This is a genomic window from Streptococcus sp. HMSC073F11, from assembly GCF_001810785.1.
Lineage (GTDB): Bacteria > Bacillota > Bacilli > Lactobacillales > Streptococcaceae > Streptococcus.
This window is the reverse complement of sequence record NZ_KV802692.1, coordinates 49226-59778: the sequence shown is the minus strand read 5'-3', so window position 1 is coordinate 59778 and position 10553 is coordinate 49226. Positions and strand designations below refer to the sequence as shown.

General features: G+C 41.8%; 8 protein-coding genes and 1 pseudogene. 7 read left to right on the top strand and 2 right to left on the bottom strand.

The features are described 5' to 3' along the window. Positions 1-202, bottom strand: a pseudogene (locus HMPREF2764_RS06630) (hypothetical protein); the annotation flags it as partial. A gap of 147 nt (positions 203-349) precedes the next feature. On the opposite strand from HMPREF2764_RS06630, the gene polA reads away from it, so the two are divergent. Together polA and HMPREF2764_RS06620 are read left to right on the top strand one after the other, a co-directional pair. Beyond that, positions 350-2983 (top strand): DNA polymerase I, encoded by a 2634-nt coding sequence (gene polA / locus HMPREF2764_RS06625; RefSeq protein WP_070528271.1) that lies wholly within the window; start codon positions 350-352, stop codon positions 2981-2983. 84 nt (positions 2984-3067) lie between these two features. Then, positions 3068-3505, top strand: coding sequence for a CoA-binding protein (locus HMPREF2764_RS06620; protein WP_000076477.1), 438 nt, complete (start codon positions 3068-3070; stop codon positions 3503-3505). A 31-nt stretch (positions 3506-3536) separates the two neighbouring features. Here HMPREF2764_RS06620 and HMPREF2764_RS06615 read toward each other — a convergent pair whose 3' ends face one another. Then, positions 3537-4547: a YeiH family protein gene (locus HMPREF2764_RS06615; RefSeq protein WP_070528217.1), complete on the bottom strand. Its 1011-nt coding sequence runs from the start codon at positions 4545-4547 to the stop codon at positions 3537-3539. A 479-nt stretch (positions 4548-5026) separates the two neighbouring features. On the opposite strand from HMPREF2764_RS06615, the gene HMPREF2764_RS06610 reads away from it, so the two are divergent. The 5 genes from HMPREF2764_RS06610 to HMPREF2764_RS06590 all read left to right on the top strand — a co-directional run bounded on the left by HMPREF2764_RS06610 (position 5027) and on the right by HMPREF2764_RS06590 (position 9827). Beyond that, on the top strand, positions 5027-6196 hold the full coding sequence (locus HMPREF2764_RS06610) for a pyridoxal phosphate-dependent aminotransferase (protein WP_070528214.1): 1170 nt from the start codon (positions 5027-5029) through the stop codon (positions 6194-6196). Next, the gene (gene recO / locus HMPREF2764_RS06605; RefSeq protein WP_033686080.1) at positions 6193-6963 is read left to right on the top strand and encodes a DNA repair protein RecO; all 771 of its coding nucleotides are present in this window, start codon (positions 6193-6195) and stop codon (positions 6961-6963) included. Before HMPREF2764_RS06610 ends, recO begins: the two co-directional genes overlap by 4 nt. Continuing rightward, positions 6960-7952 carry a phosphate acyltransferase PlsX gene (gene plsX, locus HMPREF2764_RS06600; protein ID WP_070528211.1) on the top strand — a complete coding sequence of 331 codons (993 nt, stop codon included), beginning with the start codon at positions 6960-6962 and terminating at the stop codon, positions 7950-7952. The genes recO and plsX overlap by 4 nt, the downstream gene beginning before the upstream one ends. Positions 7953-7957: 5 nt before the next feature. Further along, a complete protein-coding gene (locus tag HMPREF2764_RS06595) occupies positions 7958-8191 on the top strand; it encodes an acyl carrier protein (RefSeq protein WP_000136446.1) in 234 nt (77 codons plus the stop codon). 448 nt (positions 8192-8639) lie between these two features. Next, positions 8640-9827 (top strand): N-acetylmuramoyl-L-alanine amidase family protein, encoded by a 1188-nt coding sequence (locus tag HMPREF2764_RS06590; protein WP_070528209.1) that lies wholly within the window; start codon positions 8640-8642, stop codon positions 9825-9827. The last annotated feature ends 726 nt before the right edge of the window (positions 9828-10553 follow it).

Here is a 10553-nt window from a genome sequence, read left to right as displayed (position 1 = left end):
CATCTATACTGGTATAGAAATCCTGCGCTGAGTAGGGCAGGGAAGGCAAGACGTGAATGTTACTTCCCTCCAAAATAGTCACATTTTTTGCTGGTAAATCTAGCATATCGCGGATAAATTGACAAGTGATTTCTGGATTATTAAAGATTTTCTTAGCAACCAAATCATTGGTTGGGCTGATGCCCGGATGTCTTAGAATCATCCTTTTCTTCCTTTTATTATACCACAGTTTTAAATCTAGGTTTCCTAGATTCTCTGGCTCTATCTATTTATTCGGAAAAAGGATGAAAAATATTGGGTATGGCTCTTCCCAATGGTATTTTTTGGTGCTTTCCTTTATAATGGGTGTATGGATAAGAAAAAATTATTATTGATTGATGGGTCTTCTGTTGCTTTTCGGGCGTTTTTTGCGCTATATCAGCAGTTGGACCGTTTTAAGAATGCGGCTGGCTTGCATACCAATGCGATTTATGGCTTTCAGTTGATGTTGAGCCATTTGTTGGAGCGGGTTGAGCCGAGTCATATTTTGGTGGCTTTTGATGCGGGAAAGACGACCTTCCGTACAGAGATGTATGCAGACTACAAGGGTGGTCGTGCTAAAACTCCAGATGAGTTTCGTGAGCAATTTCCCTTCATTCGTGAGTTGCTAGATCATCTTGGGATTCGCCACTATGAGTTGGCCCAGTATGAAGCAGATGATATCATCGGGACCCTAGGTCGCTTGGCTGAGAAGGATTCTTTTGAAGTGACTATTGTCAGCGGAGACAAGGACTTGATCCAGTTGACGGATGAGCATACGGTGGTCGAGATTTCCAAGAAAGGTGTGGCTGAGTTTGAGGCCTTTACGCCAGACTATCTCATGGAAAAGATGGGCCTCACACCAGCTCAGTTCATTGATCTTAAGGCTCTTATGGGGGATAAGTCTGATAATATCCCTGGTGTCACTAAGATCGGTGAAAAGACGGGTATCAAGCTCTTGCTAGAACACGGTTCGTTAGAGGGTATTTATGAAAATATCGATGGGATGAAGGCTTCTAAGATGAAGGAAAATCTCATCAATGACAAGGAACAAGCCTTCCTGTCTAAAACCTTGGCGACCATTGAGACTCAGGCACCGATTGAGATTGGCCTTGATGATTTGCTTTATAGTGGACCAGATGTGGAAAATCTCGGGAAATTCTACGATGAGATGGGCTTCAAACAGCTCAAGCAAGCTTTAAATGTGTCATCAACGGATGCGCCTGAAAGTTTGGATTTCACTATCGTTGACCAAGTCAGTCAAGACATGCTGAGCGCCAACTCTATCTTCCACTTTGAGCTTTTTGGTGAGAATTACCATACAGATGACTTGGTTGGTTTTGCCTGGTCCTGTGGGGATAAACTTTACGCTACAGACAAACTTGAGCTCTTGCAGGAGCCGATTCTCAAGAATTTTCTAGAAAAAACACCTCTGAAAGTGTATGACTTTAAGAAAGCGAAGGTTCTTTTAAATCGTTTGGGCTTGAATTTGCAGGCCCCTGCTTTTGACAGTCGTTTGGCCAAATACCTCCTCTCTACTGTCGAGAACAATGAAATTTCAACCATTGCGAATCTCTATGGCCAGACTTATTTGGCTGATGATGAGACCTTCTACGGTAAGGGGGTCAAGAAAGCTATCCCTGAGAGAGAGAAATTCTTGGAGCACTTGACTCGCAAGGTTGCTGTATTGGTTGAGACGGAGCCTGTTTTGCTTGAAAAACTCAGTGAACACGGGCAGTTAGATCTTCTCTATGACATGGAGCAACCTCTGGCTTTTGTCCTTGCCAAGATGGAAATTGCTGGAATCAAGGTTAAAAAAGAAACCCTACTTGAGATGCAAGCTGAAAATGAGATTGTCATTGAGCGACTCACCCAAGAGATTTATGAGCTGGCTGGTGAGGAATTTAATATCAACTCACCTAAACAGTTGGGCGTACTTCTCTTTGAAAAACTGGGACTTCCTCTAGAATACACCAAGAAAACCAAGACAGGTTACTCGACAGCAGTGGATGTGCTGGAGCGTCTGGCTCCTATTGCACCGATTGTCAAAAAAATTCTAGACTACCGTCAGATTGCTAAGATTCAATCGACTTACGTGGTTGGCTTGCAGGATTGGATTTTAGATGATGGCAAGATCCACACGCGCTATGTGCAAGATTTGACTCAGACTGGGCGTTTGTCTAGTGTAGATCCAAACTTGCAAAATATCCCTGTTCGCTTGGAACAAGGTCGCCTCATTCGTAAGGCTTTTGTGCCAGAGTGGGAGGATAGTGTCCTTCTTAGCTCCGACTATTCACAGATTGAGTTGCGCGTTTTGGCGCATATCTCTAAGGATGAGCACTTAATCAAGGCCTTCCAAGAGGGAGCAGATATCCATACTTCGACAGCTATGCGTGTCTTTGAAATTGAACGTCCTGAGGATGTGACGCCAAACGACCGTCGCAATGCCAAGGCTGTCAACTTTGGAGTGGTTTACGGGATTTCAGATTTTGGTTTGGCGAACAATCTTGGTATTAGTCGTAAGAAGGCCAAAGCCTACATTGATACCTACTTTGAGCGTTTTCCTGGGATTAAAAACTATATGGAAGAAGTGGTACGTGAAGCGCGTGACAAGGGATATGTAGAGACCCTCTTCAAGCGTCGTCGAGAGCTACCAGATATAAATTCGCGCAACTTTAACATTCGTGGCTTTGCAGAGCGAACTGCTATTAACTCTCCTATCCAGGGTTCTGCGGCGGATATTCTCAAAATTGCTATGATTCAGCTAGACAAAGCTCTAGTTGAAGGTGGCTATCAGACCAAGATGCTCTTGCAAGTGCATGATGAAATCGTCCTTGAAGTTCCGAAATCAGAACTAGCAGCTGTCAAAGTACTAGTGAAACAAACCATGGAAGAAGCCATCCAACTCAGTGTTCCCCTTATCGCAGATGAAAATGAAGGGGCAACCTGGTACGAGGCTAAATAAAAAGGGGGCTAGTCCTCCTTTTTTGTAGTCAAAATCTGCAAGCCTTTTCAAAATGTGCTATACTGATGAAAAAGGAGGATTTCTATGAGTCAAGAATTTATCAATCCAAGTGATGGCGTGATTCGTCAGTATCTAGCAACGAGTAAAACCCTTGCTGTGGTGGGCCTGTCAGACCGTGAGGAAACAACGAGCAATCGAGTAACTAAGGAAATGCAGGCTCGGGGTTATAAAATCATCCCAGTCAATCCCAAGGCGGCAGGTGGCGAAATCTTGGGTGAAAAGGCTTATGCTAGCCTAGCTGAGATTCCTTTTCCTGTAGATATTGTCAATGTTTACCGTCGCAGTGAGTTTCTGCCTGATGTGGCGCGTGATTTTCTCAAGGCTGATGCTAAGATTTTTTGGGCACAACTAGGACTTGAAAGTCTAGAGGCGGAAGAAATCTTGCGTGCTGGTGGATGCGATGACATTGTAATGAATCGTTGCATCAAGAGAGAACATACTCGCTTGATTGAGGAAGCATAAGAAAAAGGTAGCTGATGGGCTACCTTTTGTGTTAGAAAATGCCGATAAGGGTCTGCATACCAAGACTGGTAAGGATGATGGCAATCCAGCAGATGGCTCCGAGGACAATGGATTTTCCGCTGGATTTGACCATAGCGACCAGATTTGTTTTGAGTCCGATAGCACTCATGGCCATGATAATGAGGAATTTGGAAAGTCGTTTGAGTGGGGTAAAGAAACTACTGGACACACCGAGAGAGGTCAGTAGGGTGGTTAGGAGAGATGCGAGGATAAAGTAAAGGATAAAAAGCGGGAAGACTTTTTTCAGTTGTAAGCCTTGCTTATTTTTTTGCTCGCGACTTTGCCAGTAGGAGAGAAAGAGAGTGATGGGGATAATAGCTAGAGTACGTGTGAGTTTGACAATGGTTGCGGATTCGAGGGTATTGGTCTGATAGAGACTGTCCCAGGCGCTAGCTGTGGCTGTTACAGAGGAAGTATCATTGACCGCAGTTCCTGCAAAGAGGGCGAAGCCGTCATTGGATAGATGAAGCCAGGTTCCTAGCGTTGGAAAGATAAGTGCAGCAAGGACATTGAAGAAAAAGATAACGGAGATGGCTTGGGCTACTTCCTTTTCCTTAGCATGGATAACGGGCGCTGTCGCCGCAATGGCAGAACCCCCACAGATAGAAGAACCTACTCCAATCAAGGTGGCCAGTTTTGTGTCCAGTGCAAAGAAGCGCTGGAAGAGATAGGCAACAATCAAGGCTATTGAGATGGTGGACAGAATGACAGGGAGTGAAGATTGCCCAACTGCGAAGACTTGCGAGATATTGAGACCAAAACCAAGCAAGATAACGGCATATTGGAGTAATTTCTTGGAACTAAAGGTCAAACCCGCATCCAGTTGTTTATAAGGCGAGAGAAAGGGATGGAGAAGCATGCCTATGAAAATTGCAAAGACAGGCGCGCCAATAACAGGGAAGAATCCTCCTAAGTACCAAGATACGATGGAAATGAGAAGGCAGGCCAAGATGCCTGCTCCATTTTTTGATAGAAATGACATAAAAACCTCCAAATAGAATCTGTTACCATTATAGACCTGTAAAGAGGAAAAGTAAAATAGAAAGTGGAGCTAACAATTATTTGACAAGTAGTGCTAATTATGTAATAATAATCCTACAAGAACTGTAACGAAGTCTTGGCAAAAACAAAAATACCAGAGCTCCACCTCTGGTATTTCTTTTTGTCCAGTTACATTAAAACTAAACTCAGGTTATATTTTTTTGTCGCGCTTATCTAACCACTTTCTGACTATCCACTCAGAAATGACATTACCGGTAATAGTAATCAGTAATGGTGCTAGAATAACTGTAACGAAGATTAGCAAAAACTCACCTCCAAACTAAGTTCGTTAGTGGAGTTGCGACAAATCCATTTTAACATACTTCAATTTGTCATGCTAGCGTTATTCTATCATGTATTTTTGCGGTCGGGGGGCTTTTGTAGTATAATAGAGATACGTTTTGAAAGTAGGAGGTATCTATGGACTTAACTAAGCGCTTTAATAAACAGTTAGATAAGATTCAAGTTTCGTTGATTCGTCAATTTGACCAGGCTATTTCGGAGATTCCTGGGGTCTTGCGTTTGACCTTGGGGGAGCCTGATTTTACAACGCCAGATCATATCAAGGAGGCGGCCAAGCGAGCGATTGATCAGAACCAATCCTACTATACAGGGATGAGTGGTCTGCTGACTCTACGTAAGGCGGCCAGTGACTTTGTTAAGGAAAAGTACCAACTGGACTATGATCCTGAAAATGAAATCTTGGTTACAATTGGGGCGACAGAGGCTTTATCTGCTACTTTGACGGCTATTTTGGAAGAGGGAGACAAGGTACTTTTGCCAGCTCCTGCCTATCCAGGTTATGAACCGATTGTCAATCTAGTTGGGGCAGAGATTGTCGAGATTGACACAACTGAAAATGGTTTTGTCTTGACTCCTGAAATGTTGGAGAAGGCCATTTTGGAGCAGGGTGACAAGCTCAAGGCGGTTATTCTCAACTATCCAGCCAATCCGACAGGAATTACCTACAGTCGGGAACAATTGGAGGCCTTGGCAGCTGTTTTACGCAAGTATGAGATTTTTGTTGTCTGTGATGAGGTTTACTCAGAATTGACCTACACAGGCGAAGCCCATGTGTCTCTGGGAACCATGTTGAGAGATCAGGCTATTATTATCAATGGTCTATCTAAATCGCATGCCATGACAGGTTGGCGTTTGGGTCTGATTTTTGCTCCTGCAGCCTTTACAGCTCAGTTGATTAAGAGTCACCAGTACTTGGTTACTGCCGCAAATACTATGGCTCAACATGCTGCGGTGGAGGCCTTGACGGCTGGTAAAAACGATGCGGAACCGATGAAGAAGGAATACATCCAGCGTCGGGATTATATTATCGAGAAAATGACTGCTCTTGGTTTTGAGATTATCAAACCAGACGGTGCCTTCTATATCTTTGCTAAGATTCCAGCAGGATATAATCAAAATTCTTTCGCTTTTCTGAAGGATTTTGCTCAGAAGAAGGCTGTTGCCTTTATCCCTGGTGCAGCCTTTGGGCGTTACGGGGAAGGTTATGTTCGCCTGTCTTATGCGGCTAGTATGGAGACTATCAAAGAAGCCATGAAACGACTTGAGGAGTACATGAGAGAAGCATGATTCAGTCTATCACGAGTCAAGGCTTGGTGCTCTACAATCGTAATTTTCGTGAGGATGACAAGCTCGTCAAGATTTTTACAGAGCAGGCTGGTAAGCGGATGTTTTTCGTTAAACATGCTGGCCAGTCTAAGCTGGCGCCGGTTATTCAGCCCTTGGTGCTGGCTCGATTTCTCTTACGAATCAATGATGATGGGCTCAGTTACATTGAGGACTATCATGAGGTGATGACTTTTCCCAAGATTAATAGCGATCTCTTTGTCATGGCCTATGCGACCTATGTGGCAGCTCTTGCAGATGCTAGTTTGCAGGACAATCAGCAGGATGCTCCCTTGTTTGCTTTTTTGCAAAAGACTTTGGAGTTGATGGAAGAGGGTTTGGATTATCAGGTCTTGACCAATATTTTTGAAATTCAAATCTTGACTCGATTTGGGATCAGCCTCAATTTTAATGAGTGTGTCTTTTGTCATCGGGTTGGTCAGGCTTTTGACTTTTCTTTCAAATATGGAGCCTGTCTCTGTCCAGAGCATTATCATGAAGATGAGAGACGTTGCCATCTCAATCCCAATATCCCTTATCTGCTCAATCAATTTCAAGCCATTGATTTTGAGACTTTGGAGACCATTTCGCTCAAGCCTGAAATCAAGCAAGAACTACGCCAATTTATGGATCAACTCTACGAAGAGTACGTTGGGATTCACCTAAAATCAAAGAAATTTATTGATTCCCTAGCAGACTGGGGACAATTACTAAAAGAGGAAAAGAAATGAAAAAAATCGCAGTAGATGCCATGGGGGGCGATTACGCACCTCAGGCCATCGTTGAGGGTGTCAATCAAGCCCTAGCTGACTTTTCAGATATCGAGGTTCAACTCTACGGAGATGAAGCTAAAATCAAGCAATATCTGACAGCGACAGAGCGCGTCAGCATTATCCATACGGATGAAAAGATTGATTCAGACGATGAACCTACGAGAGCTATTCGGAAGAAGAAAAATGCCAGTATGGTCTTGGCAGCTAAGGCTGTCAAAGAAGGCGAAGCAGACGCTGTTCTCTCGGCTGGGAATACAGGTGCTTTACTAGCAGCAGGATTTTTCATCGTGGGTCGTATCAAGAATATCGACCGTCCTGGACTTATGTCAACCTTGCCGACTGTAGATGGGAAGGGGTTTGACATGCTGGACCTCGGTGCCAATGCGGAAAATACAGCCCAGCACCTCCATCAATACGCGGTTCTAGGATCCTTCTATGCTAAAAATGTCCGTGGAATTGCGCAACCACGTGTTGGCTTACTTAACAATGGAACAGAAAGTAGTAAGGGTGACCCGCTTCGTAAGGAAACTTACGAATTACTAGCAGCTGATGAAAGTTTAAACTTTATCGGAAACGTGGAAGCACGTGATTTGATGAATGGCGTTGCGGATGTTGTTGTGGCAGATGGTTTCACGGGAAACGCTGTGCTCAAATCCATTGAAGGGACAGCTATGGGAATCATGGGATTGCTCAAGACAGCTATTACAAGTGGTGGGCTTCGAGCGAAACTAGGAGCCCTACTTCTCAAGGATAGCCTCAGAAGTTTGAAAAAACAGCTCAACTACTCAGATGTTGGTGGAGCGGTCTTGTTTGGTGTCAAGGCACCGGTTGTCAAGACTCATGGCTCAAGCGATGCCAAGGCTGTTTATAGTACAATCCGCCAGATTCGTACCATGCTAGAAACAGACGTAGTTGCCCAGACTGCGCGTGAATTTTCAGGAGAATAAAAGAGATGACAGAAAAAGAAATTTTTGACCGTATTGTGACCATTATCCAAGAGCGACAGGGAGAGGACTTTGTCGTGACAGAATCCTTGAGTCTGAAAGACGATTTGGATGCTGACTCAGTTGACTTGATGGAGTTTATCTTGACACTGGAAGATGAATTTAATATCGAAATCAGCGATGAGGAAATTGACCAACTCCAAAGTGTAGGAGATGTGGTTAAAATCATTCAAGGAAAATAGCAATCGGAGTTCCAAGGCATTTGCTTTGGAATTTTTTATTTGGTTCAAGTGACCGTTTAGGAACATATTTAGTCTTTCTAGGGACAGTAGAAATCTGAGGAGAAATAAGGGATATAATGGAGTCAGAAAAAATCAATCTCCAAAAAGGGGATAAGAAATGAAGATCGAATGAAAATATCAATTGATTTCTACTAAAAGTGTTAATATAGTCATAATTTTAATTGACTTTCCTTTTTTACAGGACTATAATGTAGATATAAAAAAGGATTTATTTTATAGTTGTGGGAAGGTGATGGCTATGTACTTTTTATAAACTAGTCTCTATCTTATGTTCATGGAAATTTTAGGAGGTCTTAGTGGTTCAAGTTAATGAACCTGACATCTATTTTGACTTCGTTTCTATTGGATTTTCTTGCTTTGGATTTATCTATTTTAGGAGGAAATGGCTATGAAAAAATCTAAACTACTCACACTTGGTTTGCTTGCAGGTGCTGGCCTACTATTGTCTATCAATCAAGTACAGGCTGCAGATACTTGGGTTAAAAATGGTGCTGACTGGAATCTTTCTCAAGATGGCAGCCTCGCTAAAAACAAATGGGTGCAAAATGCTGGCTCTTGGTACCATTTTGACGGTTCTGGTAAAATGCAGACAGGCTGGCTCAAAGATGGTAACACCTGGTATTCACTAGCAGATAGTGGTGCTATGCGCACAGGCTGGTACAAGGAAGGTAGCACCTGGTACTCACTTGCAAATAGTGGCGCTATGCGTACTGGTTGGTACAAAGAAGGGTCTACATGGTATTACCTCAAAGACAGTGGCGCTATGGCAACAGGATGGGCGACTGCAAATGGTCAATGGTCTTACTTTGAAAAATCAGGTGCTATGGTCGCAGATAGAGCTGTTCCAGCAAGCGATGGGGAAAGTTATGTCATTGGTAAGGATGGTTATATGTTAACCAGACTCCCAAGTCAGGTTGAACAATCTCAAGCGGATGATACAATTATCAGAAATATTGTTACTTTGTCTGACGGGTATGATTATTATCTTATTTATACAAAAAATGGAGTCATTGTTGAAAAGAATGCCTGGTACATCAAACCAGAGTTTAAAAAGTTTTCTAATAAATATGGGGATTACGTTTCCAATACGATGTTGGCTTTAACAGATAATAAAGATCAAGGACAGGAAATTGATCCTAAAGCTGTTATTCGTAATTTCCAAAATCTACCAGGTCGATATTACTTTGGAGCAGATGGTCGTAGAGTATTACCACTTCCAGAGATGACAACTAGATCAGAAATCAAAAAAGTTGGCAATGATCTTTATCTAGAAGACCCAGGTGTACGACTTCGATTTGATAACTTCACAATCAATAACAATAAACTATACTATTTAGATAATGGACAAGGTAAGCTCAAAACAGGTTACTTTGTACTGATTGATGATGGTATGGCTACAACCCACTATCATTTCCTTGTATATGCAGACCAATCTGGTGAGGTTCTTAAGATGAAACGCTTGCCATCAAGGTTTTCAGATTATTTTGACAAAGAAATCGATGGTTTCTATGGTCAAAAAATTAAGATTACACAGCCAAATAAGTATGAATATTACAAGGTTCTTGTGGTAAAATAAATAGATAAGCAATCTTCACAACGAATATAAAAAATAAAACGTGCAAATCATTTTCAAGAGGCTTTAGATTTCTTGTATTTTAAAAGAAACTAAAGCCTTTTGTGGATTTATCGTTTTTCAGAAAGTATGAAAAACTAGAGAGTTGTATCGGGGAGATAAATATTATTTCGCTTAAATAAATTAGGAGTCGTTTTATTCTATGATTATTTTAGAATTCTTAGCTTCTGTGCTATATATTCTGTTGGTAGTCGTTTCAACCATGGTGCCTACTATTTATTTGGGCGCTCAAATTTCCCCAGAATTTTATAAAAAACGTTATTGGATCATTGTATTTTTCATTAGTTTATCCACTCGTCAAACATTTGGAGAATTATTTCATATAGGAATCCTTCTCTTCTTTTACTGTATTTTTTTACTCGTATTGCATAAGAGAAAAGTAGAAGCTCTTTTTCTTTCTCTATATCTTTTTCTCTTCTTTCAAAGTATTCGTTATTTATTTGTGACAATCTGGCTTCGTATATTATCTGGTGAGAGCTGGTTGTTTTTAGATGAGTTTTCGACGCTATATATATCTATATTTGATTTATTATCAATATTTCTATGTTGTAAAATTATGAAGCGTTGGTCTTTGGATTTGGATTTATTTTTTTCAGATGCTTTCAAAACCCACTATCATAAGAGTTTTTTCATTATTCTACCTCTGACTGGATTTAGGATATTCTCTTC

Coding starts and splice junctions, on each gene's coding strand:
- polA (WP_070528271.1), top strand. CDS start 350: ATGGATAAGAAAAAATTATTATTGATTGATGGGTCTTCTGTTGCTTTT.
- HMPREF2764_RS06620 (WP_000076477.1), top strand. CDS start 3,068: ATGAGTCAAGAATTTATCAATCCAAGTGATGGCGTGATTCGTCAGTAT.
- HMPREF2764_RS06615 (WP_070528217.1), bottom strand. CDS start 4,547: ATGTCATTTCTATCAAAAAATGGAGCAGGCATCTTGGCCTGCCTTCTC.
- HMPREF2764_RS06610 (WP_070528214.1), top strand. CDS start 5,027: ATGGACTTAACTAAGCGCTTTAATAAACAGTTAGATAAGATTCAAGTT.
- recO (WP_033686080.1), top strand. CDS start 6,193: ATGATTCAGTCTATCACGAGTCAAGGCTTGGTGCTCTACAATCGTAAT.
- plsX (WP_070528211.1), top strand. CDS start 6,960: ATGAAAAAAATCGCAGTAGATGCCATGGGGGGCGATTACGCACCTCAG.
- HMPREF2764_RS06595 (WP_000136446.1), top strand. CDS start 7,958: ATGACAGAAAAAGAAATTTTTGACCGTATTGTGACCATTATCCAAGAG.
- HMPREF2764_RS06590 (WP_070528209.1), top strand. CDS start 8,640: ATGAAAAAATCTAAACTACTCACACTTGGTTTGCTTGCAGGTGCTGGC.